The following is an 18,048-nucleotide window of genomic DNA, read 5'->3' as shown; positions in this document are numbered from 1 at the left end:
ACCCCAAAATTTGATGCAGGAATTTTATATTTCTTCTTTGGCCCAGCCGTAGGCCTGCCGCACAGCCCGTTCCCAGCCTTTCATCTTCCGCTGTGCCTCTTCCGGCGCCGCCAGCGGTTCAAAGGTTCTGTCGATCTGCCAGTTGGTCCGCACATCCTCTTTGTTTTTCCAGTATCCCACAGCAAGGCCCGCCAGATACGCAGCCCCCATGGCTGTCGTCTCCACGCAGCAGGGCCGCAGCACCGGCGCCTGGATCATATCTGCCTGGGTCTGCATAAGGAAATTGTTGGCACTGGCGCCGCCGTCTACCTTCAGTGCAGACAGGGATATCCCCGCATCCGCCTCCATGGCCCGGATGACGTCGCACACCTGATAGGCAATGGATTCCAGCGTTGCCCGGATGATATGATATTTGTTCACACCGCGGGTGATGCCCACAATGGTGCCTCTGGCATACTGATCCCAGTGAGGCGCTCCCAGCCCGGTAAAGGCCGGCACCACATAGCAGCCGTTGGTATCCGGCACCTTTCCCGCCATGTATTCGGAATCCGCCGCCGAATCGATGAGGCGCATCTCATCCCGCAGCCACTGGATGGCCGCGCCGCCCACAAAAATCGAGCCCTCCAGGGCATAATTGACCTTGCCGTCCAGTCCCCAGGCAATGGTGGTCACCAGTCCGTTATGGGAATACACCGGCTTTTCTCCCGTGTTCATCAGCAGAAAGCAGCCCGTTCCATACGTATTTTTCGCTTCTCCCGGGGTAAAACACGTCTGGCCGAACAGCGCTGCCTGCTGATCCCCGGCCGCACCACCGATGGGAATCTCTCCGCCAAAATAAGCTGCATCCGCCATGCCGTACAATTCACTGGACGGCACCGGCGTAGGCAGCATGGAGGCCGGAATGTCCAGAAGATCCAGAATCTCCTGATCCCAGGTCAGTGTTTTGATATTAAACAGCAGCGTTCGGGATGCATTGGAATAGTCCGTCACATGCACGCGGCCCTTGGTCAGCTTCCAGATAAGCCACGTCTCCACCGTTCCAAACAGCAGTTCCCCGCGGTCGGCCCGCTCTCTGGCGCCCTCCACATGATCCAGAATCCATTTGATCTTCGTTCCCGAAAAATAAGCGTCAATGATCAGCCCTGTCTTCTCCCGGAACCACTCGGTGAGCCCCTGGTCTTTCAGGGAATCGCAGTATTCCGACGTTCTGCGGCACTGCCAGACAATGGCGTTGTACACCGGCTCCCCGGTCTTTTTATCCCACACGACGGCCGTCTCCCGCTGATTTGTGATGCCGATGGCCGCAATGTCCCGGGAGGAAGCCCCGATCTTCGACATGGCCTCCACGGCCACGCCCAGCTGGGTGGACCAGATCTCCCCGGCATCATGCTCTACCCAGCCCGGTTTCGGAAAATACTGGGTAAACTCCTTCTGCGCCACACTGCACATTTCCCCTTTTTCATTAAATAGAATGCACCGGTTGCTGGTCGTCCCCGCATCCAGCGCCATAATATATCCAGCCATAAAACCATACCCCTTTCCTTCTTTTTCACAGTCCTGCTGCACACGTAACGCCATCCCTGGCATTTTTTCAATACGGTTTATCGCATCGTTCCGCAATATACACTAAAAATGCTGTCCGCGATCTGCAGATATCCCTCTTTGTTGGGATGCATACCTTCCTCCAGCACCGCCTCCGTCCGGGAGCTTCTGGCATTCACCTTCTCGATGCCCGCCCGGAAATTATAGGCACTGTCAAAGGTCAGCGCTGCCGGAATCAGGTACACCTGCTCCATCTCCCCGAACGCTTCGTCCATGGCCTTCGTCCAGAGGAACACCTTCTCATCTTCTTCTGCTTTGTAATAACCGTTCAGCGCAGAGCGTCCCTTCCCGTCTGTCTCTCCACCGATGCCGTTCTGATCTCCCATATAAATGGTCTGTACGAGATAGATCGGTATATCCGGCTCTGTCTCACGGATATTGTCCACCATCTCTTTCAGCCAGTCGATGCCCGGCTTGCTGTCCAGGCTCATGCCGTTCTTGCCCAGAAAAATCTGCACCACATCCGGGTGCACGCCGGTGGTCTCTTTATAATAAGAAAAATCAAATCCACCTGTGGCCGGATTGTAAAAACCGTGCACGCCCTCCCCGGCGTAAGGATAATCCGTCTCCGTCAGATAATCACAAATAGAAAAACCACTGCGTCCTTCATGCATGGCATTCTTACTGCCCCGGGTTCCCACAAAGGTTACCCTTCCATCAGAAAGCCGTGTCACCTCTTCATACCATGGTGTGCTGTCTGAAAGGCTGTCTCCGATATTTAAAATATGTACATTCTCCCGGATCCGATCTTCCACCACTTCCAGCACCGTCTCCTGCTCCCACACCGGCTCCAGCTGGTCATTATATATGGTAAGTGTCAGCGTATGCTCTCCCAGACTATCCGCATCCCCGGTCACGGCAAACTTCCGTTCCAGGTTCCGTCCGATATCACATACCCAGTTAAAAGAATAGTCATGCCGGTCACCGGAAAAAGCTACCTGATCGTTGTACAGCTCCAGGGTCCGTCCCACTGCCACATATAAGCTCCTGGGAAGATAGGCATCCAGATGATCCGCCGTCCGCGCTTCCAGCGCTGCGATCTTCGTCTCCTTCTCCTGCAGCTGTTCTGTCAGCAATGCCACTTCTGCCTCCAGTCGTGCACTCGTTCGAAACGACTGTACCGTTCCGCAGATACCGAACAGTAAACCAACGACAGCTACCACTGCAACCGCTGTTCTTTTCCCTTTTGTTTTCTTATTCATTCCCTGTTTTCCTCCGGATCCATGGTGTATATCTGCCATTTTACCACATTTCCTGTGGATTTTCGACCTTTTTCTGTAAAGACACAATATGATAGTATATAGAAATTATTTTATTTACTAATTCGCAATCACTGACTGTTTTTAGGTCGTTTTTACTATGTTTATCGTTGTATATAGAAATAATATCATTTACCTTCGAGAAATTTTATAGTTTACAAAAGAGGCTCCCGGGAAACCTCTTCGATCTCCCGAAAGCCTCTTTCTCTATCTCGCGCTTACACATGATATCTTCCGATATCGTTATTTCTTCCTGATTAGTTCTTAGCAGCCATGTACTCTTTCAGCTTCTCTGTCAGCAGCGGAACGATCTTGTTCAGGTCGCCTACAACGCCGTAGTCTGCTACGTCGAAGATCGGAGCGGTCTCGTCCTTGTTGATCGCGATGATCACGTCAGACTCTTCCATACCAGCCAGGTGCTGGATTGCTCCGGAAATACCGATTGCAAAGTACAGGTTCGGGCGTACAGTCTTACCTGTCTGGCCTACCTGCAGATCCTTCGGCTTCCAGCCTGCATCTACGACTGCACGGGAGCAGCTTACGGTTCCGCCAATCACATCTGCCAGATCCTGCAGGATTGCAAAGTTCTCCGGGCTTCCTACGCCACGGCCGCCGGATACCAGGATCTTTGCGTCCATGATATCTACAACATCGCTGACTGCCTTTACGATCTCAAGGATCTCTACGTAGTTGGAGTTCTCCTCGAATCCAGGATTGTACTCTTCTACGATTGCCTTATGAGAAGGATCCTTCGGAAGCTTCTGCATAACGCCAGGACGAACCGTTGCCATCTGCGGACGGAAATCCGGGCAAGCGATGGTTGCGATGGTGTTTCCACCGAATGCAGGACGGGTCATCAGCAGCTGGTTGTGCTTCTGCTCTTTGCCCGGTACCGGGTTCAGCGGGAAATCGCCGATGTCAAGCTTTGTGCAGTCTGCTGTCAGTCCGGTGTGGATTCTTGCAGCAAGACGGGGACCTAAGTCACGGCCGATTGCGGTTGCACCGATCAGCACGATCTCAGGTTTGTATTTCTTGATCACGGATGCCATTGCATGTGTATAAGGCTCTGTACGGTAATCCTTCAGTGCCGGATCATCTACTACGATGACTCTGTCTGCGCCGTATGCGCCAAGCTCATCTGCCTGTCCCTTGATGTCGGAACCGATCAGAATTGCGGTTACTTCCTCATTCAGGTCTTTTGCAAGCTTCTTTGCCTCGCCGACCAGCTCAAATGCGATGCCCCCTACTACTCCGTCTACCTGCTGGGCAAACACATATACTCCCTTATATTCTTCGATATTCATATTTCTCACCTCGTTTTAAATTAGATAATATGCTTTTCCTGAAGCTTGTTCATGATGTAATCTACAGACTCTGCTACATCAAGATTTACTGTCTCGCCTTTGCCCTTTCTGACTTTGTCAGATGCTTTTGCGATCTGGGTCGGGGATCCCTTCAGTCCAAGGTTGGAATCCTCTACGTCCTTCAGGTCTTTTCTTCCCCAAACAGTGATCTCCTTTGCGCATGCTTCGAAGATTCCGCCCGGTGTCATATAACGAGGCTCGTTTAACTCTGCCAGTGCTGTCAGCAGGCACGGCATTTTTGCTTTCAGCATGTGATATCTGTCATCATACTGTCTCTTTACGATTACGCTGTCTCCCTCTACCTTCAGCTCCTGGGTATAGGAAATTACCGGGATTCCAAGGTGCTCGGAAAGCTGCGGGCCTACCTGTGCGGTATCTCCGTCGATTGCCTGACGGCCTGTGATGATCAGATCGTAGTCCAGGTTTCTGATAGCTCCTGCCAGTGTCTGGGATGTTGCCCATGTATCTGCTCCGCCCAGTACTCTGTCTGTTACAAGGATCGCATTGTCTGCGCCCATTGCCAGTGCCTCACGAAGTACATCCTCTGCCTTCGGAAGTCCCATGGTTACTACGGTAACCTCTGCGCCGTACTGGTCTTTTAATCTCAGTGCTGCCTCAAGGCCGGCTTTGTCATCCGGATTCATGATTGCAAGCATAGCTGCTCTGTTAAGTGTTCCATCGGGATTAAACTCAACCCCGCCCTTTGTGTCGGGTACCTGCTTTATGCAAACAACTACTTTCATTGAACTTATTCTCCTTTTACCTATTATTTCAGAATGCTTCCGCTGATTACCATACGCTGTACTTCAGATGTTCCCTCGTAGATCTCGGTGATCTTCGCGTCTCTCATCATTCTCTCTACATCGTACTCTCTTGTGTAGCCGTATCCACCGTGCAGCTGTACTGCCTTTGTGGTTACTTCCATTGCTACCTCTGCAGCGTAAAGTTTAGCCATTGCTGCTTCCAGGGAATACTTCTTCTGGGTGTCTTTTGCTCTTGCAGCCTTGTATACCAGAAGTCTTGCAGCCTCTACCTTTGTGTGCATGTCTGCCAGCTGGAATTGGGTGTTCTGGAATTTAGCCAGTGCACGGCCGAACTGCTTTCTCTCTTTTACGTATGCGATGGTGTTGTCCAGTGCTCCCTGTGCAAGTCCCAGTGCCTGGCTGGCAATTCCGATACGGCCGCCGTCCAGTGTGGTCATTGCGATTACGAAGCCCTGTCCCTCTTTACCAAGAAGGTTCTCCTTCGGTACGATACAATCCTGGAAAATAAGCTCTGTTGTGGACGATCCACGGATACCCATCTTCTTCTCTTTTGTTCCAATGGAGAAGCCCGGGAAATCTTTCTCTACGATAAATGCGGAGATTCCATGGTTGCCCAGAGATTTATCTGTCATTGCGAATACTACATATGTATCTGCTGCTCCACCGTTGGTGATGAAGATCTTGGAGCCGTTCAGTACATAGTGGTCTCCGTCAAGTACTGCCTTTGTCTGCTGGCCGGAAGCATCTGTTCCTGCACCGGGCTCTGTAAGACCGAATGCACCGATCTTCTCGCCGCTTGCCAGAGGGGTCAGGTATTTTGCCTTCTGCTCCGGTGTGCCCCATTTACGGATAGGCTCGCAGCAGAGGGATGTGTGTGCAGATACGATTACGCCTGTCGTTCCGCAAACCTTGGACAGCTCCTCTACGCACATTGCGTATGTCAGGCTGTCGCAGCCCTGTCCGCCGTACTCCTTCGGCATCGGGATTCCCATGAAGCCAAGCTTCTGCATCTTTCTTACGGTATCCCAAGGGAAATGCTCAGTTTCATCAACCTCCTGTGCCAGAGGTTTCACTTCTGCCTGTGCGAAATCTCTGAACAGAGTTCTCGCCATTTCGTGCTCTTTGCTTAATACGAAATCCATTTTTTACTCCTCCATACTTAAAAATATCATCAACAGGAGGGCATGGATGCCCTCTTGCCTGATTCGTTATTTGCCGGACAGCGGCATTACCATACGCATCCAGCGTGCCGCCTCTTCCTGTTCTGCCTTGTCCGCCCGGGCCAGGGATTCCTTCTGAACCTCCCATGCAGCCTTGGCTTCCTCTGTCTGGGTGATGCCCGCCGACAGTGCAGAATCCTCTAATGTCACCTCCTGCCAGTCCGGACAGACAGACCTTAACTTCTGTCTTGCCTTGTCCACATCTGACAGCTGCCACACTGTGATCATCTCATCCTTCGCCTGAAGGCCTGTCCGATCGGCACACGCCGCAAAGCAGCCGCACACAACGAACACGATATCACAGTCCGGATTCCCGGAGGCTGACACGAATTCCACCTGCGGGAACTCCCTTTTCAGCTGGTTTACTGCAGCCACCCGGTCATATCTCGGATTACAGCCGCCGCAATACTTGATTCCCACCTTCATTCGTGTTATACCTCGTGATTTAAAATTTTGTAAGCCATGTCGATCAGATCCTGGCTGACCTCTTCCACAAGGATGACATCCTCCACTTCCGGGAATGCGTCTCTTACCTCTGCGGAAATCAGCTCCTCGTTGGTTGCATGGGCGGAAGGACATCCGGAACATTTTCCGATCATCTTCACCTTCAGTACGCCGTCCTCATAGCTTTTGATGACCACATCGCCGCCATGGGCATGCAGGGAAGGGCGAACCTTCTCATCTAATAATTTTTCAATCTTATCGATCATTTCCATAATTACTCTCACCTCCACATACTCCACTGTAACTAATATAGAGCAAATTTCATGCCATAAACGTCAATTTTTTCACAAAAAATGCCTGTAAAAATCGTTGCAAACCTGCAAACAATCGTTGTTTTCAGCGTTTAAACATGGTACTATAAATATAATAAAATCTTTATGATTTACCATAAAAAAGATACCTGTGTATTACTCCTGCGCAAACGCATCGCGTTTCCGGTATGGTCCCGGTATCTAAATATAATAGGAGGAAACACCTTTTGAGTACCCCCACCATTTCAGATAACAACAAACCTACTACGCTGAATATTTTTCATAATCTACAGGAGGCCAATGACAAGCTGGATGCGGTCATCGAGAACTCTTTTGATGGAATTTATATTACTGATGGTGATGCAAATACGATCAAGGTCAACAAGGCCTATGAGCTGATCACCGGGCTGAAGCGTTCGGAAGTCATAGGCTGTAATATGCGGGATCTGATGAAACAGAACATTATTTCCGTGTCCGGTTCTCTTTTGGCCATTCAGAAGCGCCACCCGGTTACCCTGCATCAGCAGTTCAAGACCGGCAAGAAGGCACTGATCACCAGTTCCCCTGTCTTTGACAAAGAAGACAATATTACCATGGTTGTCACCAATGTCCGGGATCTGACAGAGATTTACAATCTGAAGGAAGAGGTCGCCCGCAGTAAGATGCGCTCTCCCCGCAACCCGGATGAACTGGAAAGCATCCGGGAAAAGCTCAGCCACACCTCTGAAGATCTGGTATGTGTGGACGAGAACTCCCTTGCTGTGCTCCACCTGGCCAACAAGGTAGCCGCACTGGATACCACCGTTATCCTCTTCGGAGAAACCGGCGTCGGCAAAGAAATGTTCGCCAAATATATTTATCAGAACAGTTCCCGCAAAGACAAACCCTTCATCAAAGTGAACTGTGGCGCCATTTCCCCCAGTCTGGTGGAGAGCGAACTGTTCGGTTACGAGAAGGGTGCCTTCACCGGTGCAAACCGCAATGGAAAAATCGGTCTGTTTGAGGTGGCAGACAAAGGCACCATCTTCCTGGACGAGATCGGCGAGCTTCCACTGGATATGCAGGTAAAGCTGCTGCGTGTCCTCCAGGAGCAGGAAATCGAGCGCATCGGCGGCACATCCCCCATCAAGGTGGACGTCCGGGTCATTGCCGCTACCAACCGGAATCTGGAAGAGATGGTGGCCGACAAGACGTTCCGAGAGGATCTGTACTACCGCCTCATGGTATTTCCCATCACGATTCCGCCCCTGCGGGAGCGTCCGGACGATATTCTGCCGCTGCTGGATCTTTTTATGACTACATTTAATAAGAAGTACAGCTTCCAGAAAGTGTTCACACCCCTGGCACTGCAGTTCATCCAGAGTTACAACTGGCCCGGCAATATCCGGGAACTGAAAAATATCGTCGAGCGGGCCATGATCATCAGCAACGACGACCATATCACCTCCGAGGATCTGCCGTTTATCCAGCAGGAGAAAAAACCGGTGATCCACACGAAGCTGCCCACGGAGACAACGAACCTGAAGAAAATGATCGAGCAGATCGAGCTGGAGTACATCAGTCTCGCCTATGAGAAGTACGGCAACGTCCGGGATGCCGCGGAAAGCCTGGGAATGGATCCCTCCACCTTTGTGCGGAAACGAAAGAAATATATGATTGATCTGGAAAAATAATGTCGAACGGCCATGTTGCGAATGTGCAATGCATTTTTGCAACATGGCCGTATCTGTTTCATTTATACAAATGTGACAAAATACAAAATCCCTGAATATCACGCTTTTTACAATTCAGACAACTTTGGCACGCGATTTGCTGTATTAAAAGATTAGAAAGAGTACGATATGTACTTTTACTAAACAATCCATAAAAATTCTAAAAGAAAAGGAAGGATGAGAATTATGGCATTAATGACAGGAGAACAGTATGTAGAAAGCATGCGTAAAATGAAACTGAACGTTTACATGTTTGGTGAGAAGGTTGAGAACGTGGTTGACAACCCGATTTTACGTCCCTCTTTGAACTCCGTAAAGGCTACATATGATTTAGCTCAGATGCCCGAGTACGAAGACCTGATGACCGTTACTCTTGATGACGGAAGAAAGGTTAACCGTTTCACAAACATCCACAGAAACGCTACTGACCTGGTAAACAAAGTTAAAATGCAGAGACTTTGCGGTCAGAAGACAGCTGCCTGTTTCCAGAGATGCGTAGGTATGGACGCTTTCAACGCTGAGTGGTCCACAACTTATGAGATCGACAAGAAGTATGGCACACATTATCATGAGAACTTCAAGAAATTCGTTAAATATGTTCAGGACGCTGACTTAACCGTTGACGGCGCTATGACAGACCCTAAGGGTGACAGAGGACTTGCTCCGCACGCTCAGGCTGATCCTGATCTGTATCTGCATATCGTTGAGAGAAGAGCAGACGGTATCGTAGTTAAGGGTGCTAAGGCTCACCAGACCGGTATCATCAACTCTCAGGAAGTTATCGTAATGCCTACCATCGCTATGGGTCCTGATGACAAGGATTACGCAGTATCCTTCGCAGTACCGACAGATGCTGAGGGCATCACAATGATCATCGGCCGTCAGTCCTGCGATACAAGAAAACTTGAGGGCGCTCCGATGGATACAGGTAACTCCGAGTTCGGTGGCGTTGAGGCTCTGGTTGTATTCGATAACGTATTCGTTCCGAACGACAGAATCTTCATGGCTGGTGAGAATGAGTTCGCTGGTATGCTCGTTGAGAGATTCGCTGGTTACCACAGACAGTCCTATGGCGGATGTAAAGTTGGTGTAGGCGATGTCCTGATCGGTGCTGCTGCTCTTTGCGCAGACTACAACGGCGCTCAGAAGGCTTCTCATATCAAAGATAAGCTCATCGAGATGACTCACCTGAATGAGACCCTGTACTGCTGTGGTATCGCTTGCTCCGCAGAGGGCAAACCTACCGAGTCTGGTAACTACCTGATCGACCTGTTACTTGCTAACGTTTGTAAGCAGAACGTAACCAGATTCCCTTACGAGATCGCTCGTCTGGCTGAGGATATCGCTGGTGGACTTATGGTTACTGCTCCGTCCGAGAAAGACCTTAAGGGCGAGGTAACTGGACCGCTGGTTGAGAAATACTTCAGAGGCGTTGCTTCTGTTTCCACAGAGAACAGACTGCGTGCTCTGAGACTGGTTGAGAACTTAACTCTTGGTACTGCTGCTGTTGGTTACAGAACAGAGTCCATGCACGGCGCTGGATCCCCGCAGGCACAGAGAATCATGATCTCCCGTCAGGGCAACATCGCTATGAAGAAAGAGCTTGCTAAAGCAATCGCTAAGATCAGCGAATAATTAACAAGCATATATTGGCTGTTAAGGCAATTTAGGCTTTGTGGGGCAGGCTTCTGTCCCACAAAGTTTTAAATTAGAGAGAATTTTCTCAATAAATCATTTTACATTCTTAAGGAGGATATTTAAAATGGGTTGGAAAGAAACTTACGCTTCTAAACTTACTTCTATGGATGAAGCAGCAAAAGTTGTAAAATCCGGAGATACGGTCATCATCGCACATGCAGTTGGTGAGCCGGTAGCACTGATCGACAAAATGGTTGACTATGCTGTAGCTGCTGATCTTCACGACATCAAGATCCATCAGATGGTAGCTATGGGCCACGGCAAATATGGCGAGCCCGGCATGGAAAAACATTTCGATGTAAATCCTGTCTTTCTTGGCGGATCCACCAGAGACGTGGTAAACAGCGGACGCGGTAACTTCACTCCCTGCTTCTTCTATCAGGTACCCGAGTTATTTACAACCGACTACGCAGCAGACGTTCTGTTCTGTACCGTATCCAAACCGGATAAGAACGGTTTCTGCAGCTTCGGTACTTCCTGTGACTATACAAAGCCGGCTGCAGAGTGCCCGAAGACCAAGGTGGTCGCTGTTGTTAACCCGAATATGCCCCGTGCAATGGGCGACAACTTTATCCATGTAGACAACATCGACGTTATCGTTGAGGATGACGCTCCGATCCCGGCACTCCCGATCGCAAAGATTGGTGACACCGAGAAAGCCATCGGTGAGAAGGTTGCTTCCCTGATCAAAGACGGCGACTGCTTACAGTTAGGCATCGGCTCTATTCCGGATGCTGTTCTTACCTTCCTTGGCGGCAAGAAAGATCTTGGTATCCATTCAGAGATGGTATCCGATGGCGTGGTAGATCTGTACGAGAAAGGCATTATCACCTGTAAGGCAAAGAACTTCCACAAAGACAAGATGGTTATCACCTTCCTGATGGGAACCCAGAAGCTGTATGAGTTTGCAGATGACAACCCGGTTATCGAGATGATGCCTGTAGACTTCGTAAATAACCCGATGGTTATCGGCCAGAACGACAATATGGTATCCATCAACGCTGCCCTGCAGGTTGATTTACAGGGTCAGGTTTGCGCAGAGGCTATGGGCCTGAAGCAGTTCTCCGGCATCGGCGGACAGGTTGACTTCATCCGTGGCGCTGCTTATTCCAAGGGCGGCCGTGCAATCCTTGCATTCCCGGCTACCGCTAAAGGCGGCACAATCTCTAAGATCGTTCCGTTCCTGACAGAGGGATCCCCGGTTACCACATCCAGATGTGATGTTGATTACATCGTAACCGAGTATGGTATTGCCAAGATGAAGGGCAGAACCCTGAGAGAAAGAGCTCGTCAGCTCATCGGCCTGGCTGCTCCGCAGTTCAGAGATGACCTTGCAGTTGAGTTCGAGAAGAGATTCGCTGAGAAATATTAATATTTTCATCCTTTCAAGAATTTTTGATTGGGGCAGGATTTTCAGGATCCTGCCCCTTTTGCATTGTCTTTTAGATCATCCTCTGTCTTCTGCCATCCCCCGGCATTCTTTTTTATCCTCTCTTTCCTGTGCCCTTCATGCATCTTCTGTGTATCTTTTATACACCTCCTGTACGTCTTATATATATCACCTGTACACCTTCTAATTTCTCTTTATTTCTATTTTATATATCTACATGTACTCTTCCATGTCTGATACATATTATCTCTGATTTCTTTATATACGCAGTTACAGGCATGTGTCATTTTTAAATTTCCCATGTCAACAACGTGTCAGATATAACACGATCCTCATTTTTTCATCTATTTCTATCCCCTTCGCCTACAGTTACCATCCATTTTCTCCGCTTCCATCTGCCTCCATCTGCCTTTACCTACCCCCCCTCATTCCCAGCCAGAGGATATTTTCAACCTCGCTTCCGCTGCATACTCCCCATAACACAGCCTTCCCTACCGCATTATTCTTCCCACCAGGACAACCCTTTTCAGGGCAACACGCTCTCCAGAGCAACGTTCTCTCTGTCGCTGCTGCGCTTTCCATGCACTTTCCATTCTGCCTCACCTATAAAAAGCTCTGCCCTCTTCCGGTTGATTAAGGTGCAAAAAAAGAGCCGCTCCCACACAGGGGCGACCCTTTTTCCAGCATTGCCAGTTATTTATAATACATGCATGATTACCTAACTAACAAATTATGTATTTCTTATGGACTGTATCCATACAAATACGGCTCATAAACACTTTCAATATTGTGTCCTGAAAATTATTTCTCTTCGCCACCAAGGCAAACCAGAACGTACAGGATGATACCTACTGCAAGGCCCCAAGCAGAACCCTTCAGGTACAGGATAGAAGCAACTACGATACCGATTGCCTTATCCTCAGGTGTCTTCATCTCATCTACACCGATACGGCCGCATACATAACCCTGAACGATAAGTGTAAGGGAAAGGGCTGCCGGAAGGATCGGCTGTACGAAGGAAGCTACCGGAACTAATGCTACACAGATGAAGGTCATCCAACGGAAAGTACCAACTCCGGAGAAGATGGAATCCATCTCTTCTCTACCCTTCTTATAACGCTCTGCAACTGCTGCTGTAACTGCTGCCCACAGAGGTCCGCACATTGCAACGTAAGGAGCGATAAAGGACTGAACAATATTTCTCAGTGCGCAAATCAGGTTGGAACGGTTAGCATTGAAGTCAATGTACTCGTCCTGACGTACCTCATGTGCCTCATCGATCAGAGCCTTGGAAGATACGAAGTCACCGAATGCGATAATGTAAATGGAGATAGCTGTCGGGATACAGGTAAGGAATACGCTGACTCCCGGGAAGCCTGTCGGTCCAAGAGGAGACAGTGCATTGATGATAGCACCGAAATCCGGAATCTTGATGATAGAACCAAGTACCAGGTTCGGAGCAGGAAGCTCTCCTGTCACAGGTCCAATGATAACGGCAAGGATGATAGCCGGAAGCATTCCGAAGTTACCAAGCATCTTAGCCCATTTATACTTGAACATCCATTTCTTGAACATTGCAGAGAACAGCAGGAAGTAAGCAACCAGTGAACCAACACCAACAGTGATCGGATACAGGTTAAATCTTCCGCCCTCTTTGAACTCACCAGCGATAGCGGAGATACCAGCACCTACCAGAATACCAGCTTTCAGAGAAGCAGGGATCCAGTTGATAACTTTCTCAGCCAGACCAGTGATACCCATAACCAGGAAGATAATACCAACCTCTAACTGCAGAGCAATCAGATGCTGATTTCTTTCAACGCCCATCTCATACATGGTCAGGAACGCAGTTGTCAGCGGGATAGACGGTGTGATCCAACCAGGAACCACCGGGTCACCCAGCAGGGAGTGCATGGAATAGAAGAAACCGTTGATGATAACCATGGACCAAGCAACGTTGTAGTCAACACCCATAACCTCCTGCAGAGTAGGGATAGCTCCAAGACATGTTGCACACATCAGAATAGCCTGCAAGCACTCGGAAATCTCCCATCTGTAATGTACGAACGGAATACGGATCTTAAATATCCCGGCAGGGATATAAGGCTGCTCCGCGCCGTACTCTCTTTTCATAGCCATAAATATTCTCCTCCTTATAAGTTATTGTTTATGAGCTTTGCTATCTATATATATAGCAAAGGTGGTGCCAACCGAAAGATTTTCTCAACTTTCTGCAAAAATTTTCCGATTTGTTAAAAAATGCGCAAACGCGCCATTTCTTAAGCCTTTATAAACTGGGTTTTAGTTTTTGTTTATAATCAGAAATTTCTGTTTTCATTTCAGTTGCATAACTGCAACGTGTTTTTCTATGATTTTTATACTTTTTTTATTTTTTCAATAGATTTCCTTTATTTTATCAGCTCTTTTCCCGTGTTCACATTTGTTGCATTTTTGATTTGTGTTGCAATTTTGCATCTATTATTTTTGTCCTTACTTCCACTATTTCCCAGGTATATTCTTATGTTGGCATATGTTTTGCTATTTAATCATAACAGGAAAAGCCTTTTACAGGCAGTCCGTGGATGGTATCCCATCCGATCCAAGAGAAAGAAAGGCGGAGTATTTTATGGCAAAAGTAATGAAGGCACCTGGCAAATACATCCAGGCTGCGGGAGAACTGAAAAATATCGGAACACATGTAAAAAACATGGGCACCAAATTCCTTGTGATCATCAGTAAGAGAAACCAGGCAGAACACGGCGAAGAGATCAAGACTTCTCTGGAAGAAGCCGGATATGAGTGCGTATTTGAGACCTTCGGCGGCGAATGCTCTCTGGAAGAGATCGACCGTCTGATGAAGATCGGCAAAGAGGCAGAATGCAACAGCGTCATCGCTGTGGGCGGCGGCAAAGCCATCGATACCGGTAAGGCAGTTGCTGTCCGTCTGGATGTGACCGTCATTGTTGTTCCCACCATCGCATCCAACGATGCACCGTGCAGCGGCCTTTCCGTTGTATACAACGATCAGGGTGTGGTCTGCAAAGTTATCTATGGAAAGAGAAATCCCGATGTGGTTATCGTAGATACCGCCATCATCGCAAGCTCCCCGGTACGTCTCTTCGTATCCGGCATGGGCGATGCTCTTTCTACTTATTTTGAAGCAAGAGCCTGCAAGGCATCCGGTGCCCGCAACTACTGCCGCGGCACCGCCCCGAACACAGCCATCGCTATGGCAAAGCTTTGCTTTGATCTGCTGATGAAGAGCGGTGTACAGGCATTTGAGGATGTAAAGAAGGGAGAAGCTACCGAAGCTGTTGAGGATATCGCAGAGGCAGACATCCTGTTAAGCGGTGTTGGATTCGAGAGCGGCGGACTGGCTGCAGCTCACGCCATCAACGATGGATTCGCACAGGTTCCCCAGGCACATGGCATGCTCCATGGTGAAAAGGTTGCTTATGGTACCCTCTGCCAGCTTGTTCTGGAGAAAGCACCTGCCGAAGAGTTCGACCAGGTATTCAACTTCTGCAAGACCATTGGTCTTCCCACCAAACTTGCTGACCTTGGCATCACCAATGTCATCGACGAGGAGATCAAGGCTGTTGCTGCAGCTGCCTGCGTGAGAACCCAGTCCACCAAGAACCTTCCGTTCCCTGTAACCGAAGAAGACGTAGTGGCTGCTATCTATAAAGTAGACGAGATCGGAAGAGCCCGCGCTTAACAAAAAAGAACCGACAGAGACGCAATATTCTCTGTCGGTTCTTTTTTAATGATTATTCACTGTATTTTCTCTCATAGGTCGTACTGATGCCCATTTCCTTGCGGTACTTGGCAACTGTCCGCCGGGAAATACAGATATTTCTGGCACTTAAGATCTCCGCGATCTCCTGATCGCTGTACGGCTTCTCATGATTCTCATTGTCGATGAGCTCTTTGATCTTCGTCTTGACCACATCCGGGGTCTCGGCGCCGTCCTGACTCTGCAGGGCACTGGCGGAGAACAGATCCTTCACCTTCAGCGTTCCTCTGGGGCACTGGACATATTTTCCTTTGATGCCGCGGCTGACCGTAGACACATGCATGTCAATCTTCTCTGCAATATCCGCCATCGTCATCGGTTTCAGCGGTCCATGACCGTTAAAATATTCCATCTGCCAGTCCAGGATCGCCTGGGATATCCGAAGGATCGTCATACGGCGCTGCTCCACACTGCGGATAATAAAGCGGGTGCTCTCCATCTTCCTGCGGAAATATTCCAGCAGCTCCTTATCCGTGGCCGTCTGCATCAGATTCATATAATAGGAACTGAGCTTGTAATCGCCCATCCATTTGTCATTGAGTTCAATGCTCCACTGCTGATCTTTATAGGAAAAAACAATATCCGGCGTGATATATTCCGTTCTGCCCGGGACAATGCCCATGAGCGGACGGGGATTCAGCCGCTTGATCGCAGCAATATATTTGCGAACCTGCGTCGTCGGCAGGTTTAATTTTCTTGAAATAGAACTGATCTTTCCATTCGCCACATCTTCCAGGTGATTCAGAATAATGTCATGAATATACTCATCATCCTCCCCCAGCACTTCCAGCTGGTGAATGAGACAATGGGCAAGATCAGGTGCAAAGATACCGTCCGGTTTCAGATTGGACATGATATCCAGACACTTTTCGACAGTCTCCACCGATGTCTTTGTCATCCGGGCGACATCCTGTGTTGACATGGTAAAAAAACCGCTGGGATCCAAGCAATCGATGAGAAATTCCATGACTTTATTTTCCGCCACGGTATATTTCAGCTGATTGATCTGATCCAGCAAAAAATATTTCAATTCCAACGGGTTTTCAGAAGCAACATCATATTCTTTTTCCTTGGAACCTTCATTCCAGGCTTTGTAAGATTCTGTAGTAATATGATCCGATACCCGGGTTGCCCCTGTACCGCTCATAGACTCCATGCCGGATCTGTCCTCACGTCCCGCCTCCGAAGCGGATACATACTCCAGCAAAGGATTTTCCAGATATTCATTCTGCAGATATTCGTTCAGTTCCATATTGTCCATCGCCAGGATCTGCAGGGACTGTATCTGATTCTGCGACATAATCTGCGACTGTTCCTGTACTGTACTATATCCAATTTCCATCAAAATGCTCCCGTTTCTCAACTAGCATAGTAATGGGGCGTCCTAAAAGAAGAACGCCCCACTCCATCTTTTAAGTGTTTCTCAAATTAGTTCTTAGCAGCCATGTACTCTTTCAGCTTCTCTGTCAGCAGCGGAACGATCTTGTTCAGGTCGCCTACAACGCCGTAGTCAGCTACGTCGAAGATCGGAGCGGTCTCGTCCTTGTTGATCGCGATGATCACGTCAGACTCTTCCATACCAGCCAGGTGCTGGATTGCTCCGGAAATACCGATTGCAAAGTACAGGTTCGGGCGTACAGTCTTACCTGTCTGGCCTACCTGCAGATCCTTCGGCTTCCAGCCTGCATCTACGACTGCACGGGAGCAGCTTACGGTTCCGCCGATCACATCTGCCAGATCCTGCAGGATTGCAAAGTTCTCCGGGCTTCCTACGCCACGGCCGCCGGATACCAGGATCTTTGCGTCCATGATATCTACTACATCGCTGACTGCCTTTACGATCTCGAGGATCTCTACGTAGTTGGAGTTCTCCTCGAATCCAGGATTGTACCTCCTCTACGATTGCCTTATGAGAAGGATCCTTCGGAAGCTTCTGCATAACGCCAGGACGAACCGTTGCCATCTGCGGACGGAAATCCGGGCAAGCGATGGTTGCGATGGTGTTTCCACCGAATGCAGGACGGGTCATCAGCAGCTGGTTGTGCTTCTGCTCTTTGCCCGGTACCGGGTTCAGCGGGAAATCGCCGATGTCAAGCTTTGTGCAGTCTGCTGTCAGTCCGGTGTGGATTCTTGCAGCAAGACGGGGACCTAAGTCACGGCCGATTGCGGTTGCACCGATCAGCACGATCTCAGGTTTGTATTTCTTGATCACGGATGCCATTGCATGTGTATAAGGCTCTGTACGGTAATCCTTCAGTGCCGGATCATCTACTACGATGACTCTGTCTGCGCCGTATGCGCCAAGCTCATCTGCCTGTCCCTTGATGTCGGAACCGATCAGAATTGCGGTTACTTCCTCATTCAGGTCTTTTGCAAGCTTCTTTGCCTCGCCGACCAGCTCAAATGCGATGCCCCCTACTACTCCGTCTACCTGCTGGGCAAACACATATACTCCCTTATATTCTTCGATATTCATATTTCTCACCTC

At 49.1% G+C, this 18,048-nt stretch carries 13 protein-coding genes and 1 pseudogene; 4 read left to right on the top strand and 10 right to left on the bottom strand.

Going from position 1 to position 18,048, the window contains the following annotated elements; translation table 11 throughout:
• Positions 1-24 precede the first annotated feature (24 nt).
• From glpK to RJD28_05335, 7 genes are all read right to left on the bottom strand, one after another.
• Positions 25-1,524 (bottom strand): glycerol kinase GlpK, encoded by a 1,500-nt coding sequence (glpK, locus tag RJD28_05365; GenBank protein WNV58933.1) that lies wholly within the window; start codon positions 1,522-1,524, stop codon positions 25-27.
• Between the two features lie 77 nt (positions 1,525-1,601).
• The gene (locus RJD28_05360; protein ID WNV58932.1) at positions 1,602-2,804 is read right to left on the bottom strand and encodes a hypothetical protein; all 1,203 of its coding nucleotides are present in this window, start codon (positions 2,802-2,804) and stop codon (positions 1,602-1,604) included.
• Between the two features lie 314 nt (positions 2,805-3,118).
• A complete protein-coding gene (locus RJD28_05355) occupies positions 3,119-4,165 on the bottom strand; it encodes an electron transfer flavoprotein subunit alpha/FixB family protein (protein ID WNV58931.1) in 1,047 nt (348 codons plus the stop codon).
• Positions 4,166-4,185: 20 nt separating this feature from the next.
• Complete coding sequence (locus RJD28_05350) at positions 4,186-4,968, bottom strand: electron transfer flavoprotein subunit beta/FixA family protein (GenBank protein ID WNV58930.1); 783 nt, start codon at positions 4,966-4,968, stop codon at positions 4,186-4,188.
• 23 nt (positions 4,969-4,991) lie between these two features.
• Complete coding sequence (locus RJD28_05345; protein ID WNV58929.1) at positions 4,992-6,131, bottom strand: acyl-CoA dehydrogenase; 1,140 nt, start codon at positions 6,129-6,131, stop codon at positions 4,992-4,994.
• A gap of 66 nt (positions 6,132-6,197) precedes the next feature.
• Positions 6,198-6,635, bottom strand: coding sequence for a hypothetical protein (locus tag RJD28_05340; protein ID WNV58928.1), 438 nt, complete (start codon positions 6,633-6,635; stop codon positions 6,198-6,200).
• A 5-nt stretch (positions 6,636-6,640) separates the two neighbouring features.
• On the bottom strand, positions 6,641-6,925 hold the full coding sequence (locus RJD28_05335) for a NifU family protein (protein WNV58927.1): 285 nt from the start codon (positions 6,923-6,925) through the stop codon (positions 6,641-6,643).
• Positions 6,926-7,191: 266 nt separating this feature from the next.
• Here RJD28_05335 and RJD28_05330 point away from each other — a divergent pair, with 266 nt between their 5' ends.
• The 3 genes from RJD28_05330 (at position 7,192) to RJD28_05320 (ending at position 11,746) form a co-directional block, all read left to right on the top strand.
• Positions 7,192-8,637 (top strand): sigma 54-interacting transcriptional regulator, encoded by a 1,446-nt coding sequence (locus RJD28_05330; GenBank protein WNV58926.1) that lies wholly within the window; start codon positions 7,192-7,194, stop codon positions 8,635-8,637.
• Between the two features lie 225 nt (positions 8,638-8,862).
• The gene (locus tag RJD28_05325) at positions 8,863-10,311 is read left to right on the top strand and encodes a 4-hydroxyphenylacetate 3-hydroxylase family protein (protein ID WNV58925.1); all 1,449 of its coding nucleotides are present in this window, start codon (positions 8,863-8,865) and stop codon (positions 10,309-10,311) included.
• A gap of 127 nt (positions 10,312-10,438) precedes the next feature.
• Positions 10,439-11,746, top strand: a complete 1,308-nt coding sequence (locus tag RJD28_05320) for an acetyl-CoA hydrolase/transferase C-terminal domain-containing protein (protein WNV58924.1) — start codon at positions 10,439-10,441, stop codon at positions 11,744-11,746.
• 819 nt (positions 11,747-12,565) lie between these two features.
• Here RJD28_05320 and RJD28_05315 read toward each other — a convergent pair.
• Positions 12,566-13,903, bottom strand: a complete 1,338-nt coding sequence (locus RJD28_05315; protein WNV58923.1) for a hypothetical protein — start codon at positions 13,901-13,903, stop codon at positions 12,566-12,568.
• 487 nt (positions 13,904-14,390) lie between these two features.
• Between RJD28_05315 and RJD28_05310 the strand changes: the two genes are divergently transcribed.
• Positions 14,391-15,482, top strand: coding sequence for a glycerol dehydrogenase (locus tag RJD28_05310; GenBank protein ID WNV58922.1), 1,092 nt, complete (start codon positions 14,391-14,393; stop codon positions 15,480-15,482).
• A 52-nt stretch (positions 15,483-15,534) separates the two neighbouring features.
• On the opposite strand, the gene rpoN is transcribed toward RJD28_05310, so the two are convergent.
• Positions 15,535-16,902: an RNA polymerase factor sigma-54 gene (gene rpoN, locus RJD28_05305; protein WNV58921.1), complete on the bottom strand. Its 1,368-nt coding sequence runs from the start codon at positions 16,900-16,902 to the stop codon at positions 15,535-15,537.
• An 86-nt stretch (positions 16,903-16,988) separates the two neighbouring features.
• Positions 16,989-18,036: pseudogene (locus RJD28_05300) on the bottom strand (electron transfer flavoprotein subunit alpha/FixB family protein).
• Positions 18,037-18,048 lie beyond the last annotated feature (12 nt).

The organism is Oscillospiraceae bacterium NTUH-002-81 (genome assembly GCA_032620915.1).
Classification (GTDB): Bacteria; Bacillota; Clostridia; order Lachnospirales; family Lachnospiraceae; genus JAGTTR01.
This window is presented reverse-complemented; position numbering and strand designations above follow the sequence as displayed.